This window comes from Cohnella baijiui, from assembly GCF_020731285.1.
GTDB lineage: Bacteria > Bacillota > Bacilli > Paenibacillales > Paenibacillaceae > Cohnella.
The window spans coordinates 1-227 of record NZ_JAJFOW010000393.1; the positions used below are offsets into that span (position 1 = coordinate 1).

Annotated in this window: 1 protein-coding gene; it reads left to right on the forward strand. The window is 44.9% G+C overall.

All coding sequences use genetic code 11. The annotated features are described in order from the left end of the window. Position 1: 1 nt before the first annotated feature. Positions 2 to 227: DUF456 family protein (locus LKX83_RS33095; RefSeq protein WP_227887535.1), on the forward strand; the 226-nt coding region annotated here is incomplete at its 3' end.

Sequence of the window (227 nt, forward strand, 5' to 3'; positions counted from 1 at the left end):
CATCGGGATCGTTATACCGGTTATTCCCGATGCCCTGCTCATCTGGATTGGTTTTTTATTGTATCAATTTACGATAGCGTCCGCTTCACTCGGCTGGACGTTCTGGGTACCGATGACGGTGCTGACCTTATTCTTAATCGGGGCGGATATGCTCTCTAATATTTATTTTGTTAAGAAATATGGGGGAGATAAATGGTCAATGATTGCAGCGGTTGCCGGGATTATTG